The organism is Bradyrhizobium sp. DOA9 (assembly GCF_000617845.2).
GTDB lineage: Bacteria > Pseudomonadota > Alphaproteobacteria > Rhizobiales > Xanthobacteraceae > Bradyrhizobium.
Genome location: NZ_DF820425.1, coordinates 2,880,459 through 2,898,132, shown reverse-complemented (window position 1 = coordinate 2,898,132; position 17,674 = coordinate 2,880,459). Strand labels below are relative to the sequence as shown.

General features: G+C 65.1%; 23 protein-coding genes. 12 read left to right on the top strand and 11 right to left on the bottom strand.

The genetic code is table 11. From position 1 onward, the window contains the following. Positions 1–46 precede the first annotated feature (46 nt). Complete coding sequence (locus tag BDOA9_RS13500; RefSeq protein ID WP_025034470.1) at positions 47–550, top strand: collagen-like triple helix repeat-containing protein; 504 nt, start codon at positions 47–49, stop codon at positions 548–550. 9 nt (positions 551–559) lie between these two features. Here BDOA9_RS13500 and BDOA9_RS13495 read toward each other — a convergent pair whose 3' ends face one another. Together BDOA9_RS13495 and BDOA9_RS13490 are read right to left on the bottom strand one after the other, a co-directional pair. Beyond that, the gene (locus tag BDOA9_RS13495) at positions 560–775 is read right to left on the bottom strand and encodes a hypothetical protein (RefSeq protein WP_025034469.1); all 216 of its coding nucleotides are present in this window, start codon (positions 773–775) and stop codon (positions 560–562) included. A 93-nt stretch (positions 776–868) separates the two neighbouring features. Then, positions 869–1,138, bottom strand: coding sequence for a DUF2277 domain-containing protein (locus BDOA9_RS13490; RefSeq protein WP_025034468.1), 270 nt, complete (start codon positions 1,136–1,138; stop codon positions 869–871). A gap of 129 nt (positions 1,139–1,267) precedes the next feature. On the opposite strand from BDOA9_RS13490, the gene BDOA9_RS13485 reads away from it, so the two are divergent. From BDOA9_RS13485 to BDOA9_RS13470, 4 genes are all read left to right on the top strand, one after another. Further along, a complete protein-coding gene (locus BDOA9_RS13485; protein ID WP_025034467.1) occupies positions 1,268–2,344 on the top strand; it encodes an alpha/beta fold hydrolase in 1,077 nt (358 codons plus the stop codon). An 18-nt stretch (positions 2,345–2,362) separates the two neighbouring features. Then, positions 2,363–2,704, top strand: coding sequence for an MmcQ/YjbR family DNA-binding protein (locus BDOA9_RS13480; RefSeq protein WP_025034466.1), 342 nt, complete (start codon positions 2,363–2,365; stop codon positions 2,702–2,704). Between the two features lie 126 nt (positions 2,705–2,830). After that, positions 2,831–3,184: a hypothetical protein gene (locus BDOA9_RS13475; RefSeq protein ID WP_025034465.1), complete on the top strand. Its 354-nt coding sequence runs from the start codon at positions 2,831–2,833 to the stop codon at positions 3,182–3,184. 78 nt (positions 3,185–3,262) lie between these two features. Then, positions 3,263–3,865, top strand: coding sequence for an MSMEG_1061 family FMN-dependent PPOX-type flavoprotein (locus tag BDOA9_RS13470; RefSeq protein WP_025034464.1), 603 nt, complete (start codon positions 3,263–3,265; stop codon positions 3,863–3,865). Positions 3,866–4,033: 168 nt separating this feature from the next. Here BDOA9_RS13470 and bfr read toward each other — a convergent pair whose 3' ends face one another. The 3 genes from bfr to BDOA9_RS13455 all read right to left on the bottom strand — a co-directional run bounded on the left by bfr (position 4,034) and on the right by BDOA9_RS13455 (position 5,401). Beyond that, the gene (gene bfr / locus BDOA9_RS13465) at positions 4,034–4,522 is read right to left on the bottom strand and encodes a bacterioferritin (RefSeq protein ID WP_025034463.1); all 489 of its coding nucleotides are present in this window, start codon (positions 4,520–4,522) and stop codon (positions 4,034–4,036) included. Between the two features lie 133 nt (positions 4,523–4,655). Then, positions 4,656–4,928: a (2Fe-2S)-binding protein gene (locus BDOA9_RS13460; protein WP_025034462.1), complete on the bottom strand. Its 273-nt coding sequence runs from the start codon at positions 4,926–4,928 to the stop codon at positions 4,656–4,658. 161 nt (positions 4,929–5,089) lie between these two features. Further along, positions 5,090–5,401: a hypothetical protein gene (locus BDOA9_RS13455; RefSeq protein ID WP_025034461.1), complete on the bottom strand. Its 312-nt coding sequence runs from the start codon at positions 5,399–5,401 to the stop codon at positions 5,090–5,092. A 127-nt stretch (positions 5,402–5,528) separates the two neighbouring features. On the opposite strand from BDOA9_RS13455, the gene BDOA9_RS13450 reads away from it, so the two are divergent. Next, the gene (locus BDOA9_RS13450) at positions 5,529–5,849 is read left to right on the top strand and encodes a hypothetical protein (protein ID WP_025034460.1); all 321 of its coding nucleotides are present in this window, start codon (positions 5,529–5,531) and stop codon (positions 5,847–5,849) included. Between the two features lie 211 nt (positions 5,850–6,060). Continuing rightward, positions 6,061–6,342 (top strand): hypothetical protein, encoded by a 282-nt coding sequence (locus tag BDOA9_RS13445; RefSeq protein ID WP_025034459.1) that lies wholly within the window; start codon positions 6,061–6,063, stop codon positions 6,340–6,342. Between the two features lie 79 nt (positions 6,343–6,421). Here the strand turns inward: BDOA9_RS13445 and BDOA9_RS13440 are convergent, their stop codons facing one another. Both BDOA9_RS13440 and ettA read right to left on the bottom strand, forming a co-directional pair. Next, a complete protein-coding gene (locus BDOA9_RS13440) occupies positions 6,422–7,648 on the bottom strand; it encodes a lytic murein transglycosylase (protein ID WP_025034458.1) in 1,227 nt (408 codons plus the stop codon). 7 nt (positions 7,649–7,655) lie between these two features. After that, on the bottom strand, positions 7,656–9,305 hold the full coding sequence (gene ettA / locus BDOA9_RS13435; protein ID WP_025034457.1) for an energy-dependent translational throttle protein EttA: 1,650 nt from the start codon (positions 9,303–9,305) through the stop codon (positions 7,656–7,658). Positions 9,306–9,540: 235 nt separating this feature from the next. Between ettA and BDOA9_RS13430 the strand changes: the two genes are divergently transcribed. Both BDOA9_RS13430 and BDOA9_RS13425 read left to right on the top strand, forming a co-directional pair. Further along, positions 9,541–9,756, top strand: coding sequence for a hypothetical protein (locus BDOA9_RS13430; RefSeq protein WP_025034456.1), 216 nt, complete (start codon positions 9,541–9,543; stop codon positions 9,754–9,756). A gap of 130 nt (positions 9,757–9,886) precedes the next feature. After that, the gene (locus BDOA9_RS13425; RefSeq protein WP_025034455.1) at positions 9,887–10,849 is read left to right on the top strand and encodes a D-2-hydroxyacid dehydrogenase family protein; all 963 of its coding nucleotides are present in this window, start codon (positions 9,887–9,889) and stop codon (positions 10,847–10,849) included. Positions 10,850–10,905: 56 nt separating this feature from the next. Here BDOA9_RS13425 and BDOA9_RS13420 read toward each other — a convergent pair whose 3' ends face one another. Further along, positions 10,906–12,102, bottom strand: coding sequence for a L,D-transpeptidase family protein (locus tag BDOA9_RS13420; RefSeq protein WP_042336515.1), 1,197 nt, complete (start codon positions 12,100–12,102; stop codon positions 10,906–10,908). A 367-nt stretch (positions 12,103–12,469) separates the two neighbouring features. Here BDOA9_RS13420 and BDOA9_RS13415 point away from each other — a divergent pair, with 367 nt between their 5' ends. After that, positions 12,470–13,222 (top strand): hypothetical protein, encoded by a 753-nt coding sequence (locus BDOA9_RS13415; protein WP_025034453.1) that lies wholly within the window; start codon positions 12,470–12,472, stop codon positions 13,220–13,222. A gap of 17 nt (positions 13,223–13,239) precedes the next feature. Here the strand turns inward: BDOA9_RS13415 and sseA are convergent, their stop codons facing one another. From sseA to BDOA9_RS13400, 3 genes are all read right to left on the bottom strand, one after another. After that, entirely contained in the window at positions 13,240–14,094 is an 855-nt protein-coding gene (gene sseA / locus BDOA9_RS13410; RefSeq protein ID WP_025034452.1) for a 3-mercaptopyruvate sulfurtransferase, read from the bottom strand. Positions 14,095–14,190: 96 nt separating this feature from the next. After that, complete coding sequence (locus tag BDOA9_RS13405) at positions 14,191–14,604, bottom strand: rhodanese-like domain-containing protein (protein WP_025034451.1); 414 nt, start codon at positions 14,602–14,604, stop codon at positions 14,191–14,193. 218 nt (positions 14,605–14,822) lie between these two features. After that, positions 14,823–15,998 carry a vWA domain-containing protein gene (locus BDOA9_RS13400; RefSeq protein WP_025034450.1) on the bottom strand — a complete coding sequence of 392 codons (1,176 nt, stop codon included), beginning with the start codon at positions 15,996–15,998 and terminating at the stop codon, positions 14,823–14,825. Positions 15,999–16,122: 124 nt separating this feature from the next. On the opposite strand from BDOA9_RS13400, the gene BDOA9_RS13395 reads away from it, so the two are divergent. Both BDOA9_RS13395 and BDOA9_RS13390 read left to right on the top strand, forming a co-directional pair. Then, positions 16,123–16,368, top strand: a complete 246-nt coding sequence (locus BDOA9_RS13395; RefSeq protein ID WP_025034449.1) for a GlsB/YeaQ/YmgE family stress response membrane protein — start codon at positions 16,123–16,125, stop codon at positions 16,366–16,368. Positions 16,369–16,464: 96 nt separating this feature from the next. Further along, on the top strand, positions 16,465–17,307 hold the full coding sequence (locus BDOA9_RS13390) for an AAA family ATPase (RefSeq protein WP_025034448.1): 843 nt from the start codon (positions 16,465–16,467) through the stop codon (positions 17,305–17,307). Positions 17,308–17,674 lie beyond the last annotated feature (367 nt).

Below are 17,674 nucleotides of genomic sequence, written 5' to 3'. Positions count from 1 at the left end.
GTCAAACGCCGCTAAGTAGCTTGCTGCAGGTGAAGGGAGCAGTGGCGTGGCAGACGACCAGGGACGAAGGCCGGGGCCTCAGGGTCCTCGTGGGCGGCAAGGCGAGCCGGGACGGCCGGGGCCACAAGGTCATCCGGGCCGGCGCGGCCCCGACGGCGCGCGCGGCAAGCCAGGCCCGCAGGGCAAGCCGGGCCCGGTCGGCAAGGCCGGACCGCCCGGCAAGCCCGGTCCGCAAGGAAAGCAGGGCGAAGCCGGTCCGCGCGGGCCAGCCGGCGCGCCGGGACCTGCCGGACCGCAGGGACCCCAAGGCCCGCGCGGCGAGCCGGGTCCGCCCGGCCAATTGCCGTCGATCGAGCAGGTGCTGCCGTGGCTCGACCAGCTCTTCGACGCCTGGGACGAACGCCGCCGCCAGCGCGAGCGCGAAGCCGCCGAGCGCGAAGCGCTCGAAGCCGCGGTCCAGGAGACCGACGAGGCAATCGTCGATGACGAGGGCGATCACGGCGACGATCACAAGAAGAAAAAGAAAAGGAAGAAGCACGGCAAGGATTAGCCGACCAGTCTATTTGGGCTGATCCTCGCGCCGCGGCAGCATGCCCATGCGCTCGAACTGCCAGCGCATGGCGCGATACCAGAGATAGCCGACCGCCGCGCCGCACAAAGCAAGGATGATCACATTGGCGCTCGAGAACGAGCCGCTCCACCACATCATCCACGCCGTCCACAGCAGCGTGAAGACGATGGCACCTGCTTTCAACGGAAGAAGGGGGCGGCTCATGTCGTGCTCCGGGCGATCAAAACCCCGGCGGCCACCATCGCAAGGCCAGACGGCAGATACCGTGAGCCAGATCACGGAGTCCGCTGCCTGAGCTCAGGTACCGAAGCGCAGCCGCGAGCGCTCTTTGGCCTTTTCCGCCTCAACCTCGCGGTCGCGCGCCGGTGCATTCGTATGCAGTGACGTCAGGAGTTTTCGCGCGGCCTGGGAGACCTCGGCCACCGCGCGATCGAACGCCGCCTCGTTGAGTTGCGACGGCTTGTTGAAACCCGACAGCTTTCGCACGAATTGCAGCGCGCTGGCGTGGATCTCATCCTCGCTCGCCGGCGGCTCGAAGTTGAACAGCGTCTTGATGTTGCGGCACATGCAGGGGGTCTCCGAATGTTTCCCTCAAGGACGATCAGCGGCGCCGAAATCCTACATCCTTCCGCGCACTTCTGCTAAGTTCCACTGCAACGCGGCCGCCGACCATGAGCCGCAACGGGGGAAATGAACATGAGAGCTTCCGGCGCGGTGCTGTCTGCCATCCTGCTGTCCCTGGCGATCCCGGCAATTTCCACACCAGTATTCTCCGCCGATTACCCTACCCCAAAGCAGGGGCACTGGATCGCCCGGGATTTCAAGTTCCACACCGGCGAGACCATGGCCGAACTCAAGCTGCACTACACCACCGTCGGTGAACCCTCGGGCCAGCCGGTGCTTGTTCTGCACGGAACAGGCGGGTCGGGCGCGAGCATGTTGTCGCCTTCCTTTGCCGGCGAGCTGTTCGGCCCGGGGCAGCCGCTCGACGCCGCCAAATATTACATCATCATTCCCGACAATATCGGCCACGGCAAATCGTCGAAGCCTTCCGACGGCATGAAGACGAGCTTTCCGAAATACAATTACGACGACATGGTCGAGGCGCAATATCGCCTGGTGACGGAAGGCCTCGGCGTCAAGCATCTGCGGCTCGTCATCGGCAATTCGATGGGCGGCATGCACACCTGGCTGTGGGGCGAGAAATATCCGAAGGCAATGGACGCGCTGATTCCGATGGCCTCGCAACCGACCGAGATGGCCTCTCGCAACTGGATGCTGCGGCGGATCATGCTCGACACCATCCGCAACGACCCCGACTACAACGGCGGCAATTACACCAGCCAGCCGCGCATGATGAAATACGCCGTCACCGCCTACGGCATCGCGAGCATCGGCGGGACGCTGGCCTATCAAGCGCAGGCGCCGACCGCGGCCAAGGCCGACAAGATGGTCGACGACCGGCTGGCGACGCCGATCACGGCCGATACCAACGACTTCGTCTATCAATGGGAATCCTCGCGCGACTACAATGCGAGCGAGAAGCTGGAGGCGATCGAGGCCTCGTTGCTGCTGATCAATTCCGCCGACGACGAGCGCAACCCGCCCGAGACCGGCCTCACGGACGCCGCCATGAAGCGGGTCAAGAACGGCCGGCTCTATTTGATCCCCGCGAGCACCGAGACGCGCGGCCACGGCACCACCGGCAATGCAAAGTTCTACAGCGAGCAGGTCAGGCAATTGCTCCAGACCGCGCCGCAGCGGTCGATGTAGCACCAGCAGCAAGACGACATGTCGAAAGCCCGCTTTCGTAAGGCTGCACTCGCGCTTCCCGGTGTCATCGAGGGCGCGCATCACGGCCATGCCGACTTCCGCGTCGGCAAGCGCGTGTTCGCGACGATGGGCTATCCCGATGACACATGGGGTATGGTGAAGCTGACGCCGGACCAGCAGGCCATGCTCGTCGATGCGGAGCCGGCGATGTTTCGCCCGGTGCCCGGCGCCTGGGGCAAGAACGGCAGCACGAATGTGAAGCTGGCGAAGGTCGATCAGGTGACGCTGCGAAGCGCGCTCGATATGGCCTGGCGCAACGTCGCGCCAAGGTCGCTGCTCGCCTCGATCGAGACGCCGTAGCGAAGATCATGCCGCAACGCATCATGCGCCGCGCCTCTCGCGCGCATATTATTTGAGCATGCAATGCGCTGACAGCTCGGGCTTAATCGCATCAACGATACGAATCGGAATGCGGCGGAGGATCGCATGCGAAGGCTCGCACTGTGCGTTTGGCTGATCGCGATGACGGCGCTGACGAGCGCGGCGTTCGCGTTCGACAAGGGGCAATACGATCACGTCCCGCCCGACATCCGCGCCTGGTTCAAGAGCGTGATCGCGCCGAACGGCGTGCCCTGCTGCGACATCTCCGACGGCCACCGCACCGACTACGATGTGCGCGCGGGCAGCTACTGGGTGCCGATCGAAGGGCAATGGATGGAAGTGCCCGAACGCGCCATCATCCGCGACCAGGGCAATCCGGTCGGCCAGGCCGTGGTGTGGTACGTCCACCACCGCGGGGCCATCATCATCAGCTGCTTCGTTCCGGCTGACGCCGTGTAGCGCGTCGTGATGAATTCCATTGGCTGGAGATGGCCCAATCGGGTAGCTTAGAGCCAAGCTTGAAGCGGAGGCACGCCGTTGACCGATCTTTGCGCCGAAGACCTCGCCACCCTCTATGCCAAGCCGACGCCGCGCGTGATCGCGAAAGCACGGCCCGCGATCGACGCGCATGCGAAGAAGTTCATCGAGATGTCGCCGTTCTGCGTGCTCGCGACATCGGGCGCGGACGGCAGCGTCGACGCTTCGCCGCGCGGCGGTGGCACCGGCTTCGTCCGCGTCGCCGGCCCCAACCAGCTGCTGATGCCCGACCGCTCCGGCAACAACCGCATCGACAGTTTCCGCAACGTGGTCGAAGGCTCGGGCTTCGTGCATTTGCTGTTCTTCGTTCCCGGCATCGACGAGACGCTGCGCGTCGGCGGACGCGGCACGCTGTCGGCCGATCCGGATCTGCTTGCCTCGATGGTCGAATTCGGCAAGCCGCCGCGCGCGGTGCTGAACGTTGCCGTCAGCGAAGTCTATTTCCACTGCGGCAAGGCACTGATGCGCTCGAAGCTATGGTCGTCCGAAAAGGTGCAGCGCTCGGTGATGCCGAGCATCATCGAGGTCATTCACGACCAGACCGGCCTGGGCGAGCGGCAGAGCCAGGAGGTCGTGGAAGAGCTCTACAAGACGCAGCTGTAGGCGGGGCTTGGCAACCGAGCCGTCATGCGTGGGCTTGTCCCGCCTGTGCGGCCGAAGCCGCTTCGGCGAGGCGAAGGCCCGGGCATCCACGTTCTCAGTGCTGCGGGCAAAAACGTAGATGGCCGGGACAAGCCCGGCCATGACGAATGGAAGGAAACGGGCCGGAGCTCAGTGCCCGTCACCCTCGAGCCCGCCGACGTGCTTCTGGGTGTAGAGTTCGAGGCCGATGCGACCGATCAGATCGAGCTGGGTTTCGAGGAAGTCGATGTGGTGCTCCTCGTCGCTCATCAGCTTCTCGAACAGGTCGCGCGTGACGTAGTCCTTGACGCTGTGACAGTAGGTCGCCGCTTCCTGATAGAGCGCCCGCGCGCTCATCTCGGCGGCGAGATCGCACTCGATGATCTCCTTGACATTCTGGCCGATGCGCAGGGGATCGAGTACCTGCATGTTCGGAAAGCCGTCGAAGAACAGGATTCGCTCGGTGAGCTTGTCGGCGTGCTCCATCTCCTCGATGGATTCCTTGCGCCAGACCTTGGCCATGTCCAGCAGGCCCCAATTGTCCAGGAAGCGGTAATGCAGCCAGTACTGATTGATCGCAGTCAGCTCGTGACGCAGCGCCTTGTTGAGATAGTCGATGACCTTTGCGTCGCCCTGCATGGTTTACTCCAGCTCTTGCAGTCCAAATCGGTCCTAAACCGAGTTTAGAACGCTTCTAAATCACTTCGCAAACGAGGGCAACCGGCTACGGGAACACAGCCGGGGAAAAGCTCAGCCGGGATTGCGGAAGTTTTCAGCAGGCCGCGAGGGCGAACTCGGCGGGCTCGGCGGTCTCGTCGTTGGCGGCCACGGTGTGGGTATGGGGGCAGCCGGCGCAGCAGGACTGCGCACAGGGGCCGAGCGCTTCGTCGATGATGGTCTTGATCGTCCGGGCGCAGCGGCCGCATTCGGCGCTACAGCCGAGACACCCGTACACCTGCTTGGCATGGCGCACGGCATCGTCGGCCCCGGCGACGGCGGCGCGGATATCGTCATCGCTCAGCACGTTACAGGAACAAACGATCATGGAAGCGGCAGGCCCTTCGGTGATGCGCCATCATCGATATTTAACAGGCCCGCCGGATGCAAAAGGAAAAACCGGTATTTGAAGCTATTCCAAACTGGCCTGATCAAAGCCTAGAACGGCTCTAAAATAGGCTGTTGCGCTGGATCAAGATTGTGGCCGGACTAGTCGCCGCCACCGCCTCCTCCGCCGTCACCACCGCCACCGCAGTCGCCGCCGCTGCTGCCGCTATCGCTGCTCGAACAGTTGCCGCCCTCGCTGGAGTTCCCCGAGCTGCCGCCGGAAAACCAGCTTCCCAGCGAAAAGCCGTCACTCGTCCCGGAATAGCTGCTGTCCGCGCCGGCACTCCTTCCGTCGCTACCCGCGGCGGCGCGGGAGCGCCGTGCGCGGTTCTGGAGATGTGCGATCCAGCCGTAGCCGATCGCCAAAACGATGCCGGCCGCAATCAATGAATTGACCATCGCGTTGCCCATCATCGTCTCCCGGTGGGGGCGCATACCCATTGGTCGTCTCCGGCAAAGGTGCCGTTCATTGATCATTGGAGCGAAATATGGAACCTTGCCGCCCAACGGTTCCCGCATGTTCGTCGAAAGGGTCAAGGTCATGAAGAAGTCGCTCCTGGCGGTCGCTGCCGTCGCCACCCTGGCCCTGACGGCCGGAACGCCGGCCCATGCCCAGCGCGGCGTCGCGGCAGGCGTGGCGGCCGGGATCATCGGCGGCGCCATTGTCGGCGGCGCATTGGCTTCTCCGTATTATTACGGGCCCGGCTATGGCTACTACGGGCCGGGTTATTACCCGCCGCGCTACTACGCCCCCGGTCCAGGTTATGTTGCCGACGACTATTACGGCGGCTGCGTTTGGCAGAAGCAGCGCTTCTGGGATGGCTATGCCTGGCGCATCCGTCGCGTCCGAGTCTGCGGCTGAGGCGCGCCAAGCCGGTTGACTACGGAGTTGCCGTTCATCTCAGGGCCTGAAAAACACCGCTTTTTCTCGTCACAGCTCCGTGTGCGTTTACCGTGGGTTGACCATTTGCGCGCTTCCTAGCTGCAAGGCCAATTCCATCAGAGTGTGCGTGAACCTTTGAAACCCGGGCGCCTCCAACAGGAGGAACCCATCTCCCTGGAGAGCCAAGAGCATGAACAAGACTTTAGTTGCCGCCCTCACGGTTGCGACGGTCGCCGGTTCGCTGGTGACCGCTGCTCCGTCCGCCAAAGCCGGTGACAACGTCGGCGCCGGCATCGCGGCCGGCCTGATCGGCGGCGCCATCGTCGGGGGCGCCATCGCCTCGAGCCGTCCCGCCTATGGCGGCCCCGTTTACATCGCCGAGCCCCCGCCGCCCGCGCCCTGCTACTGGCGCCGCGAGCGCTATTGGGACGGCTACGGCTGGGTCAGCCGCCCGGTTCGCGTCTGCTACTGACCTGATCGCAACGCGCTCATGAGCGCGGCGATCGAAGCCCGGCCGAGATCATCGGCCGGGTTTTTTCTTTTGTCATCCGCTACCGGGCCGCCTGGATCGCGCGCAGCACCTCTTCACTCGGCCAGCAATCGACCTTGAGTCCCGCCGACTTCTGATAGGCGCCGAGCGCGGCCCGCGTCTGCATGCCGGCCTTGCCGTCGATCTTGTCCTTGTAGAGGCCGATGCGCGTCAGCCCGCGCTGCATGGTCTCGACGTCCTTGGTGCGCAATTGCTTTGAAGCCGACCAGGGCGTTGCGAAGGGCAGCGGGCTCGTCATTCGGTCGCTGAGATGGCCGACGAACAGCACGTAGAGGTCGGAAAAATTGTACTCCTTGATGACGAAGTAGTTCTTCGTGGTCAGGAACGACGGGCCGTAGATGCCTTCGGGCTGCAGCAGCGAGGCCGGCTGCGCCTGCTCGGCGGCACTGAGCTTTTGACCGCGCACCGGGACAAAACCCTCGCGCAGCCATTGGCCGATCGGCTTCGTCACCTCCGGCACGCCAATCGTGCAATCGACCTTCGCCGGCGCCTGCACCTCGTAGGCCCAGCGCAGGCCACTCTGCCAGCCCTTGTTGACGAGCTGCTGCGCGGCCGAGGCCAGTGCATCCGGCACGGAGTGCCAGATGTCGACGCGGCCATCGCCGTCGAAATCGACGCCGTGCTTGTAATATTCAGACGGCAGGAATTGCGTGAGCCCGGTGGCACCGGCCCAGGACGAGCGCATGTCCTTGCGCGTTACCACACCTTCGCCGAGGAGCTTCAGCGCGAGGATGAACTCGTTGCGATACTGATCCTTGCGCCGCCCGACATAGGCCTGCGTCGCCAGCACACGAACCAGATCGTAGGGCAGCGTGTAGCGGCCGTAATCGGTCTCGCGGCCCCAGATCGCAAGCATCATTGACGCCGGCACGCCGGAGCTCTTCTCGATTTCGGTCAGCGCCGCGCGATATTTCAGCAGCAGCCGCTGCCCCTCACCGGCCAGCCGCGCGATCGAGGCTTCCTTGACGTAGTCCGCCGGCACCTGCACGAACTCGGCCTGCGACGGCGCACCTAGCGCCGGCCGCCCGGGCAAGAGCAGATCGGGCAGCTTGTAATCGGGCTCGAGCCCGCGCGTCTCTCGCTCGAACGTTGCGCGCGAGACGCCGGCCTGTTGGGCCTCCGGCCACAGCGAGGCGATGAACTCTGTGAAGGCGGCGTCGGCGGCGCGGGCGGGCGACCAGGCGCAGGCGATGACGATCACCGCAGCGATGAGCGCCCGCCGCATCATGCCGTCATCACCGCGTCAGCTTCTTGTACTTCACCCGGTGCGGGATGATGCTGTCCTGGCCGAGCCGGCGCATCTTGTCCTTCTCGTAATCCTGGAAATTGCCTTCGAACCATTCGACGTGGCTGTCGCCCTCGAAGGCTAGGATGTGGGTCGCGATGCGGTCGAGGAACCAGCGATCGTGGCTGATGATGACGGCGCAGCCGGCAAAATCCTCCAGCGCCTCTTCCAGCGCGCGCAGCGTGTCGACGTCGAGGTCGTTGGTCGGCTCGTCGAGCAGCAGGACGTTGGCACCCGATTTCAGCATCTTGGCGAGATGGACGCGGTTGCGTTCACCGCCCGAGAGCGCGCCGACCTTCTTCTGCTGGTCCGCGCCCTTGAAGTTGAACGCCGAGCAATAGCCGCGCGAATTGACTTCCTTCTTGCCGAGCAGGATCAGCTCGTTGCCGCCGGAGATTTCCTCCCATACGGTCTTCTTGCCGTCGAGCGCATCGCGCGACTGGTCGACATAGCCGAGATGCACGGTCTCCCCGACCGTGATCGTCCCGGCGTCGGGCTTCTCCTGCCCGGTGATCATCCGAAACAGCGTGGTCTTGCCGGCGCCGTTGGGGCCGATCACGCCGACGATGCCACCGGGCGGCAGCTTGAAGGTGAGATTGTCGATCAGCAGGCGATCGCCAAAACCTTTGCTGAGACCTTCGAAGTCGACCACGTTGGCGCCGAGCCGCTCGGCCACGGGAATGATGATCTGCGCGGTCTGGGTCTGCTTCTCGCTCGCCTTCTTGAGCAGCTCCTCATAGCGCTGATAACGCGCCTTCGACTTGGCCTGGCGCGCCTTGGGCGAAGACGCCACCCATTCCTGCTCGCGTGCCAGCGTCTTCTGATGCGCGGCGTCCTCGCGCCCTTCCTGCTCCAGACGCTTCTGCTTCTGCACCAGCCAGGACGAGTAATTGCCCTCGTAAGGGATGCCGCGGCCGCGATCGAGCTCGAGGATCCAGCCGGTTACGTTGTCGAGGAAGTAGCGGTCGTGGGTGACGATCAGGATCGCGCCGGGATAGTTGCGCAAATGGCCTTCCAGCCACGACACGGATTCCGCGTCGAGATGGTTGGTCGGCTCGTCCAGCAGCAAGAGCTCGGGCTGGTCGAGCAGCAGCTTGCACAGCGCGACGCGGCGGCGTTCGCCGCCCGAGAGCTTGGTGACGTCGGCATCGTCGGGCGGGCAGCGCAGCGCGTCCATGGCCTGGTCGACCTTGCTGTCGAGATCCCACAGGCCCTGGGCCTCAATCTCGTCCTGCAGCTTGGTCATCTCGTCGGCGGTCTCGTCGGAATAGTTGACCGCGAGCTCGTTGTAGCGGTCGAGGATCGCCTTCTGCTTGGCGACGCCCTGCATGACGTTCTCGCGCACCGAGAGCGCAGGGTCGAGCTGCGGCTCCTGCTCGAGATAGCCGACGCGGGCGCCCTCGGCGACCCAGGCCTCGCCGGTGTATTCCTTGTCGAGACCGGCCATGATCCTGAGCAGGGTCGACTTGCCGGAGCCGTTGACGCCGAGCACGCCGATCTTGGCGTCGGGGTAGAAGCTCAGGTGGATGTTATCGAGCACCTTCCGGGTCGGGTAGCTCTTGGTCAGGCCCTGCATGAAATAGATGAACTGGCGCGCCATCGGTCCCGTGAAACCTTCGATTTGAGGAAATTTTGCTTGCCGCCGATGTAGCGATCCCGCCCCCAAAGGGCAACGTTTTCCGTCCGTTCACCACGGATGAATACGGGACGGACACCATCCGGACCTAGATCCGGACAATTGAAACCATTTTTTAATAAAGCAGGCCAAAGCTCGGTTTCGCGCGGAAACAGCGCCACCCGCTCAGAACGAACGGGGAGCACAGCGAGGCCGCATCATGGCTCTGATCGAGACCAATTCTCTTCACGTTCCGGCAGGAGCGGGGCGCTCTTTCGGGTTCGCCTCGGAGATCAAGGCCGTCTGGAAGCGCTTCTTCGCCACCGCCTTCAATCCCTACCGGCCCGAGCTGCATTACATGCGCGGCCCCGGCCCCGCCTGGCGCGCCAAGCACGGCCTGGATGCGCCGATCCGGCTGAAGCCCCGCGACCTCTGAGCGACGACCTCATATCGGACTTTTGAAGACGCCGGCTGCTTGCGCGCCGGCGCGATTGCGCGCAACCATGGCCAGGTTCCGACGATGGCGCCCGCCCGGCGCCCTCACCTCTCGCCATGGATGAACGCTGATGAGCCGGCTGCGCTGCGCAATCCTCGACGACTATTTCAATCTCGCGCTCGACGTTGCCGACTGGCCGCAATTGTCGGACCGCGTCGACGTCACCGTGTTCAGCCATCCCTTCGCCTCCGAGCAGGCCGCAGCCAGTGCGCTCAGTGACTTCGAGATCATCTGCGCGATGCGCGAGCGCACGGCGTTTCCCAAAAGCCTGTTCGATCGCCTGCCGAAGCTGAAGCTGCTGCTGACGTCGGGCATGCGCAACGCCGCGATCGACATCGAGGCTGCAAAGGGACGCGGCGTCGCCATCGGCGGCACGCAATATTCCCGCGATCCGACGGCGCCGCTCGCGATGGGCCTGATCCTGGAATTGACCCGCGGCATCGGCCGCGAGAACGCGCGGATGCATGCGGGCGCGTCCTGGCAGACATTTGCCGGCCTCGAGATCGAAGGCCTGACCCTCGGCATCGTCGGGCTCGGCAAGCTCGGCAGCAAGATGGCGGGCATTGCGAAGGCGTTCGGCATGAACGTGATCGCCTGGAGCCCGAACCTGACGCCGGAGAAATGCGCGGCGGCCGGCGTCGGCTACGCCAGCAAGGAGGAGCTGTTCGCCAAGGCCGACATCGTCACCATCCATGTGGTCTTGAGCGAGCGCTCGCGTGGCCTCATCAGCCGCGCGGATCTTGCGCGGATGAAGCCGACGGCCTTCCTGGTCAACACCGCGCGCGGGCCGATCGTGGATGAGCAGGCGCTGCTGGAAGCCTTGCAGCAGCGCAAGATCGCAGGTGCAGGCCTGGACGTGTTCTCGGTCGAGCCGCTGCCGCTCGACCATCCCTTCCGCAAGCTCGACAACCTCGTGCTGACGCCGCATCTGGGCTACGCGACCACGGACGGTCTGCGCATCCATTACGGCCAGATGGTCGAGGCGATCGACGCCTTCACCAAGGGCGGCGAGCTGCCGCGCAGGCTGGCCTGACACGAAAAGGGCGTGCCGATGGCACGCCCTTCGCAATTTCATTGATGTCGAGGCGCTCAGCGCACGGTGACCGGCGCGGGCAGCGGCGGCACGACGGTGGGCTGCGTCCCCGGGACCGGGCCCGCCTGGGCGGACATCGGAGCCGGTCCGGCAGCGCTCTGCACCGGCGCGGCGGAGGCCGTCGCCGTGCCCGGCGGCGGGCCGCCCGGCATCACCACCACGCGGGTGCCGACCTTGACGCGATCGAACAGGTCGGAGACGTCCTCGTTCAGCATGCCTATGCAGCCCGACGAGACGAACTTGCCGATGGTCGAGGGCTGATTGGTGCCGTGGATGCGGTAGACGGTCGAGCCGAGATACATCGCGCGGGCGCCGAGCGGATTGCCCGGACCGCCGGCCATGAAGCGCGGCAGATAGGGCTGACGCTCGATCATCTCGGTCGGCGGATGCCAATCCGGCCACTCGGCCTTGCGGGTGATCTTCTGCACGCCGGTCCAGGTGAAGCCGTCGCGGCCGACGCGGACGCCGTAGCGGATCGCGCGGCCATTGCCGAGGACGTAATAGAGGTAGGTGTTGGGCGTATCGACCACGAGCGTGCCGGCGGGCTCCTTGGTCTGGAACGCGACCTCCTGGCGGCGCAGGTTCGGCGGCAGCTGCACAGGCGCGGCATCGGGCTGCTCCTCGGGCGGCAGTGCGGCCAAGGTCACCGGGCGGCCATCCGTGCCCACGGGCGGCTGCCCGGCCTGGACCGTCCCGGTCGCGGCAGGACCGCCCACAGCCTCGGGCGGACGCAGGCCATCATTGGCGGGCGCCTGCTGAGGCGGACGGTCGGCGTAGATCACCGCCGGCGGGCCGGCGGGACGGCCGTAGCGCGGATCGTCGGGCGACATCACGGGGCCCTGCGGCGCCGCCGAATAGACCGGCGGGGCGCCGGCCGGACGGCCGTAACGCGGATCATCCGGCGACATCACCGGGCCTTGCGGCGGGGCGGCTGAATAGACCGGAGGCGCGCCCATCGGACGGCCGTAGCGCGGATCGTCGGCCGGACCGGGCGGCGGCAGCGAGGCGTGCGGCATCGCGTCGTCATCGTCGTCGAGCGCGTCGAAATTCGGCATGCGGTCACCGGGCCGATATTCGGCCGGTGCGCCATAGCCGGGCACCTGCTGCACCGGATAGCTCTGAGCCTGAGCGAGCGAGGTTCCCGCCGCGGCGACTGTTGCGGCAGCGCATATCGTCAGAAAGTGTTTGATCATCATCGCTCTTGTATAGTCCCCAAGCCCGATCGGACCGTTAACGGCCAGATGACGGAAGATAGCGGCACATTCAAGACATATCAGGCCTATTTGCGCCGGACTTGCCGATTTGTGATCCGCAAGACTACCGTTGCCCCGTTGCATCACGGGGCTGAAATCGTATCGCGCCATCAATTGCCGCGATGTTGGGCCGCGATTTTAACGGAACGATGCGGAAGCGTTGCGATATGGTCGAATCAGCCTGATTCGCCACCTTTTTGAGCTCCGATCCCGCGTGGCGAACGCGGCAAGCAGTACCGTCACCGCGTTCAGATGGCTCTTGGGCCCCGGCCACTCCGCCGCCGGGGCGGAAATTCGCAATCGCTCGATGCTTCCCGGCTTTCGCTTCCTGTTTGCCGCGATCCTGCTGTCAACCTCCATCCTGGTGTTCGGCCTAGGGGCCGCCGCGCTGCTGCGGGCAACCCATCAGCAATATGTGAACAACCCCGGCTGGCGGAACGGCCCGCAGGAGCAGGTGTTTGCGCAAGCGCCCGAGCCGTCCCAGCCGGTGCTCGCGGTGCTGCGGGACGAGCCGGAGGCGCCCGCCGAGACCACGCCATCGCTCCGCGACCAGGTGCCGACCATCGCTCTGCCCCTGAGCGAGCCCGAACAGGTGGCCACACTCACGACCGAGACTGACGCTCAGCCCGAGGTCACTGCGCCCCTGGCCGAAGTGCCGGCCATCGAGCCAGCCAGGCCCGAACCCACCGTGGCGGCCGCAGCGCCGGCGTCCACGGACACGCTGACCCCCGCCGACACCACGGCCGCGATCCCCGAGGCCGAGCCTGCCAGCGAGCCGGCGCCGGCTGACCCTGCCCCGGCCGCCGCGGCGCTCGATGTCGCCTCCGCAAGGCTCGCCGCGCTGAACGCTGCCACGGCCACGACGGACGCGCCGGCGAAGGCCAGGATCGAGAACAGCAAGGCCGAGAGCAGCAAGGCGACCAAGCGCAAGGCGAAGGCCAAGAAGCGGTCTCGCGTGGTCCGGCGCCCGCCGCCTCAGCAGCTGCAGCAGCAGCTCGATCCGTTCGGTCAGCCGCAGCAGCCGGCTTTCGCGACAACAACGACCGCACGCACGCGCTGACTCTTCATTCCGACACCTCACGCCGGGCCGGTCGCGATGGCCGGGCCGCCGGCCTGGCCCCATTCCGACCACGAGCCGTCATAGAGAGCGGTGTCGGTGATGCCGAGGCGGTAGAGCGCGAGCGTCAGCACGCCGGCGGAGACGCCCGAGCCGCAGCTGGTCACGATCGGCGCATCCAGCTCGACGCCGGCATTGGTGAAGGCGGCGCGGAGCGCGTCGAGCGGCTTCATCTCGCCGGTCGCGGCGTCGAACAGCAGATTGTAGGGCACGTTGCGGGCGCCGGGGATGTGGCCGGAGCGGATGCCCGGACGCGGCTCGGGCGCGCGGCCTTCGAACCGATCGGCAGCGCGCGCGTCGATCACCTGCTCCTTGCGGCTTTCGAGGTTGGCGATCAGCTGCTGCATGCTGCGCACACGGTCTGCATCATAGCTCGCCTTGAACGTCGCCGGCTTCGGCTTGACCTCGCCGCTCTCGACCGGACGCCCCTCGGCGCGCCACTTCTTCAGGCCGCCGTTGAGGATGCGCACGTTGCTGTGGCCGTAGGACAGGAACATCCACCACGCGCGTGGCGCCGCGACCCAGCCGCCGGCATCATAGATGACCACGGTGTCGCTGTTTCCGATGCCGAGATTGCCGACGTCGCGGCCAAACTGCTCGGCGCTGGGAAACATGTGCGGCAGCGGGTTGGAATGATCCGACACCGCATCGACGTCGAAGAACACGGCGCCCGGCAGGTGCGCGGCGAGGTAATCGTCCTTCGGCAGCGGCAGCACACCCGGCAGCTTGAAGCTGGCGTCGAGGATCTTGACGTCGGCATCGCCGATGTGGGCGGCGAGCCATTCGGTGGAGACGAGGGGGTCGGTGGCGGTCATGCTTCTATACTCTCCAATCGTCATGGCCGGGCTTGACCCGGCCATCCATCCTTCTCGAAATGATGGACACGCGGGTCAAGCCCGCGTGTGACGAGTTTAGCCCTTCTTCTTCGGCTCCCACTTCTCCGTGGGCCCGCCGGCATCGCGCCAGGCGGCGTAGCCGCCGGCGATGTGGGCGACGGGCTTGAGGCCCATGTCCTGCGCGGTCTTGGCCGCGAGCGCGGAGCGCAGGCCGCCGGCGCAGTGAAACACGAACTTCTTGTCTTCCTGGAAGATCGGCTTCGCATAGGGGCTCTGCGGATCGATCCAGAATTCCAGCATGCCGCGGGTGCAGGCGAACGCGCCGGGAATGCGGCCGTCACGTTCGATCTCGCGGGGATCGCGGATGTCGACGATGACGACGTCGCCGTTCTTGGAGATCTCGATCGCGTCCTTGGCGTTGAGCGTCTCGATCTCGGCATTGGCCTCGTCGATCAGCGCCTTGATGCCGCGGGTGATGGTCTGGGGCATGGGTCTTCCCTCTTGTACGTCGTCGTCCCCAAGCGAACTGCCCGAGGTGGGGTCACCTCTCCCGCTCGCGGGAGAGGTCGCAGCGCGAAGCGATGCGGGTGAGGGCTCTCTCCTCTAGGGGACTGTCCCATTGTGGAGACACCCTCTCCCCAACCCTCCCCCGCAAGCGGGGGAGGGAGCGCAGTCCCGTTGCCGATAGAGCCGAGCTCACGCATGCATCAGTGCGTCAATTCCTTCATCGCATTCTCCAGCCCCTCGATCGTGATCGGGTACATGCGGTTGGCGAAGATGCGCTTGATGATGGTGGTGGATTCCGAATAGTCCCAGTGCTTCTGCTGCACCGGGTTGAGCCACACCGTGTGCGGATAGGTGCGGATGATGCGGTCGAGCCAGACCGAGCCGGGCTCCTCGTTGACGTGCTCGACCGAGCCGCCGGGCACCATGATCTCGTAAGGCGACATCGAGGCATCGCCGACGAACACGACCTTGTAGTCGTGCGGATATTTGTGCAGCACGTCCCAGGTCGGCGTGCGGTCGGTGAAGCGGCGCTTGTTCTGCTTCCACACGCCCTCATAGAGGCAGTTGTGGAAGTAGAAATACTCCATGTGCTTGAACTCGCTCTTCGCCGCCGAGAACAGCTCCTCGACCTGCTCGATATGCGTATCCATCGAGCCGCCGATGTCGAAGAACACCAGGAGCTTCACCGCGTTGCGCCGCTCGGGGCGCATGTGCACGTCGAGATAGCCGTGATTGGCGGTCTCGCGGATGGTGGTGTCGAGATCGAGCTCGTCCGGCGCGCCGGTGCGGGCGAATTTGCGCAGGCGCCGCAGCGCCACCTTGATGTTGCGGATGCCGAGCTCGACATTGCCGTCGAGATCCTTGAACTCGCGCTTGTCCCACACCTTCACGGCGCGGTTGTTACGGTTCTTCTCCTGGCCGATGCGCACGCCTTCGGGATTGTAGCCGTGCGCGCCGAACGGCGAGGTGCCGGCGGTGCCGATCCATTTCGAGCCGCCCTGGTGCCGGCCCTTCTGCTCCTCGAGGCGTTTCTTCAAGGTCTCCATGAGCTTGTCCCAGCCCATGGCCTCGATCTGCTTCTTCTCTTCTTCCGTCAGATACTTCTCGGCGAGCTTCTTCAGCCACTCCTCGGGGATCTCCGCCTTGTCCATGGCGTCGAGCAGGTTTTCCAGCCCCTTGAACACGGTGCCGAAGACGCGGTCGAACTTGTCGAGATTGCGCTCGTCCTTCACCAAGGAGGCACGCGACAGGTAGTAGAAATTCTCGACCGAATAATCCGACAGATCAGCGTCGAGCGCCTCCATCAGCGTGAGGTATTCGCGCAGCGTCACGGGGACCTGCGCGTCGCGCAGAGAGGTGAAGAATTGCAGGAACATGGGTGACAGATTGCCCGTCGGGGGGCTGACGTCAAGGGGCGGAGACCGCCGCGGGACGCTGGACCGGGAGGCTTTTTGCTCTAGAATTGGTGGCCACAAGGGGTTGTTTTGGGGGACGTTTGCAATGGGAATTCTCGCAGCGCTCATCATCGGCGCGATCGCAGGCTGGCTCGCGGGCAAGATTGTCCACGGGGCGGGATTTGGGCTGGTCGGCAACATCGTCGTCGGCATCATCGGCGCGCTGGTGGCGAGCTGGGTGCTGCCGCAGCTGCATATCCAGCTGGCAACCGGCACGGTCGGCGCCATCATCGATGCCACGATCGGCGCGGTGATTGTGCTCGTCATCCTTTCGCTGATAAAACGGGTCTGAAAGCCTGACCGAACCGGGAACGGCCGCCGCGAGCGGCCGTTCGCTTGTCGTGACCGATGCAAACAGCCTCGCGACGACGACCAACAAGGACGCGCAATGAAATTTACCGGCACCAAGGACTATGTTGCGACCGATGACCTCAAGGTCGCCGTCAACGCTTCGATCGTGCTGGAGCGCCCGCTCCTGGTGAAGGGCGAGCCCGGCACCGGCAAGACGGTGCTGGCCGAGGAAGTGGCGAAGGCGCTGAACGCGCCGCTCCTGACCTGGCACATCAAGTCCACCACCAAGGCGCAGCAGGGCCTCTACGAATACGACGCGGTGTCGCGCCTGCGCGACAGCCAGCTCGGCGATGAGCGCGTCTCCGACATCCGGAACTACATCAAGCGCGGCAAGCTGTGGGAGGCTTTTACGGCCGAACAGCGCCCGGTGCTCCTGATCGACGAGATCGACAAGGCCGACATCGAATTCCCCAACGACCTGCTGCTCGAGCTCGACCGCATGGAATTCCATGTCTACGAGACCGGCGAGACGATCAAGGCCAAGCAGCGCCCGATCATGATGATCACCTCCAACAACGAGAAGGAGCTGCCGGACGCGTTCCTGCGCCGCTGCTTCTTCCACTACATCAAGTTCCCCGACGCCGACACGATGGGCCGCATCGTCGACGTCCACTTCCCCGGCATCAAGAAGCGCCTCGTCGAGGAAGCCCTGCGCATCTTCTTCGAGGTGCGCGAGGTGCCGGGCCTGAAGAAGAAGCCGTCGACCTCGGAGCTGCTCGACTGGCTCAAGCTGCTGCTCAACGAGGACATGAGCGTCGAGCAGCTGCGCGAACGCGACCCGCGCAAACTGATCCCGCCGCTGCACGGCGCGCTCTTGAAGAACGAGCAGGACGTGCATCTGTTCGAGCGGCTGGCGTTCCTGAGCCGACGGGAAGTGTAGGTTTTGTGTCCCGGACGCGCTGCAGCGTGAAACGCTGCTGCGCAGAGCCGGGACCAGAACGCGGCACGGCACAATACGGCGACATGGGCCCCGGCTCTGCAGCGCACCGTCAAAGGGACGCTGCGCTGCGTCCGGGGCACGAGAGCGGGGTTCGCCGCACGCTCTCTCCCCGTCATTGCGAGGAGCCCTTGCGACGAAGCAATCCAGAATCCCTCCGCGGAGAGATTCTGGATTGCTTCGCTGCGCTCGCAATGACGGAGCAAGTTTCGACAGCACATTCTTCAATTCGCATTGAATCGCAGACACACCTTCGCAGCCTCGCGGCTCATCTCGCCCGAGCTTTGCTTCATTCCATCGCCCCAAAAGA

Coding starts and splice junctions, on each gene's coding strand:
- BDOA9_RS13445 (WP_025034459.1), top strand. CDS start 6,061: ATGAACAAGACTTTAGTTGCCGCCCTCACGGTTGCGACGGTCGCCGGT.
- BDOA9_RS13495 (WP_025034469.1), bottom strand. CDS start 775: ATGAGCCGCCCCCTTCTTCCGTTGAAAGCAGGTGCCATCGTCTTCACG.
- BDOA9_RS13430 (WP_025034456.1), top strand. CDS start 9,541: ATGGCTCTGATCGAGACCAATTCTCTTCACGTTCCGGCAGGAGCGGGG.
- BDOA9_RS13460 (WP_025034462.1), bottom strand. CDS start 4,928: ATGATCGTTTGTTCCTGTAACGTGCTGAGCGATGACGATATCCGCGCC.
- BDOA9_RS13415 (WP_025034453.1), top strand. CDS start 12,470: ATGCTTCCCGGCTTTCGCTTCCTGTTTGCCGCGATCCTGCTGTCAACC.
- BDOA9_RS13485 (WP_025034467.1), top strand. CDS start 1,268: ATGAGAGCTTCCGGCGCGGTGCTGTCTGCCATCCTGCTGTCCCTGGCG.
- BDOA9_RS13405 (WP_025034451.1), bottom strand. CDS start 14,604: ATGCCCCAGACCATCACCCGCGGCATCAAGGCGCTGATCGACGAGGCC.
- BDOA9_RS13490 (WP_025034468.1), bottom strand. CDS start 1,138: ATGTGCCGCAACATCAAGACGCTGTTCAACTTCGAGCCGCCGGCGAGC.
- BDOA9_RS13400 (WP_025034450.1), bottom strand. CDS start 15,998: ATGTTCCTGCAATTCTTCACCTCTCTGCGCGACGCGCAGGTCCCCGTG.
- ettA (WP_025034457.1), bottom strand. CDS start 9,305: ATGGCGCGCCAGTTCATCTATTTCATGCAGGGCCTGACCAAGAGCTAC.
- BDOA9_RS13420 (WP_042336515.1), bottom strand. CDS start 12,102: ATGATCAAACACTTTCTGACGATATGCGCTGCCGCAACAGTCGCCGCG.
- BDOA9_RS13455 (WP_025034461.1), bottom strand. CDS start 5,401: ATGATGGGCAACGCGATGGTCAATTCATTGATTGCGGCCGGCATCGTT.
- BDOA9_RS13425 (WP_025034455.1), top strand. CDS start 9,887: ATGAGCCGGCTGCGCTGCGCAATCCTCGACGACTATTTCAATCTCGCG.
- BDOA9_RS13450 (WP_025034460.1), top strand. CDS start 5,529: ATGAAGAAGTCGCTCCTGGCGGTCGCTGCCGTCGCCACCCTGGCCCTG.
- BDOA9_RS13480 (WP_025034466.1), top strand. CDS start 2,363: ATGTCGAAAGCCCGCTTTCGTAAGGCTGCACTCGCGCTTCCCGGTGTC.
- BDOA9_RS13475 (WP_025034465.1), top strand. CDS start 2,831: ATGCGAAGGCTCGCACTGTGCGTTTGGCTGATCGCGATGACGGCGCTG.
- bfr (WP_025034463.1), bottom strand. CDS start 4,522: ATGCAGGGCGACGCAAAGGTCATCGACTATCTCAACAAGGCGCTGCGT.
- BDOA9_RS13395 (WP_025034449.1), top strand. CDS start 16,123: ATGGGAATTCTCGCAGCGCTCATCATCGGCGCGATCGCAGGCTGGCTC.
- BDOA9_RS13390 (WP_025034448.1), top strand. CDS start 16,465: ATGAAATTTACCGGCACCAAGGACTATGTTGCGACCGATGACCTCAAG.
- BDOA9_RS13440 (WP_025034458.1), bottom strand. CDS start 7,648: ATGATGCGGCGGGCGCTCATCGCTGCGGTGATCGTCATCGCCTGCGCC.
- sseA (WP_025034452.1), bottom strand. CDS start 14,094: ATGACCGCCACCGACCCCCTCGTCTCCACCGAATGGCTCGCCGCCCAC.